The sequence below is a fragment of the Pseudanabaena sp. UWO310 genome (genome assembly GCF_006861605.1).
Classification (GTDB): domain Bacteria; phylum Cyanobacteriota; class Cyanobacteriia; order Pseudanabaenales; family Pseudanabaenaceae; genus Pseudanabaena.
The window spans coordinates 1-732 of sequence record NZ_SELU01000127.1; the positions used below are offsets into that span (position 1 = coordinate 1).

Annotated in this window: 1 protein-coding gene; it reads right to left on the reverse strand. The window is 43.2% G+C overall.

Annotated features, from left to right (window positions below; genetic code table 11):
• A partial coding sequence (locus PseudUWO310_RS22590) for an RNA-guided endonuclease InsQ/TnpB family protein (RefSeq protein WP_143190603.1) occupies positions 1 to 732 on the reverse strand: 732 nt, incomplete at both ends.

The window sequence follows — 732 nt, forward strand, 5'->3', positions numbered from 1 at the left end:
CACGAACCAGTCGAGTTGTCAATTTGTGAAGAAAATCATGACGAGCATCGCTAATTTCTGCATGAACTTTAGCGACTTTCAATCTTGCTTTGTGACGATTGTTAGAGCCTTTTTTCTTCCTGCTAAGCGCTTTCTGAGCTTTACGCAATTTACAGCGTTTAGCCTTGAAGGTTTTAGGATTAGCAATCTTTTCGCCATTACTCAAAGCCATCAGGCTAGTAATACCCAGATCTAAGCCAATTGACTCTTGAGATTCAGGCAATGGTGCAATTACAACATCTACCAACATTGAGACTGTCCACCGTCCAGAGGGCGAGAGCTTCACCGTAATGGTTGATGGCTCTGCACTTTCAGGAAGTTCACGACTCCATCGAACATCCAAAGGTTGAGTACATTTTGCTAAAAATACTTTGCTATCCTTCCATCTGAAAGCAGCCTTAGTAAATTCAGCGCTTCCGCCATGATGCTTTTTCTTGAAGTTAGGATATTTAGCCCTTCCTCCAAAGAATTTCGTAAAAGCGGATTGTAAATGTCTTAGCCCTTGCTGTAATGGCACACTGCTAACCTCATTAAGAAATTGCAAGTCCTCTTGCTTCTTCCAACTGGTTAGCATCGCGGAAGTTTCAACGTATCCAACTCGCTCTTGACGTTCATACCATGCTTCTGTCCTTGCGGCTAAAGCGCGGTTGTAAACTAATCGAGCGCAACCCATCGTTCTTCTAAGCAAGGTTT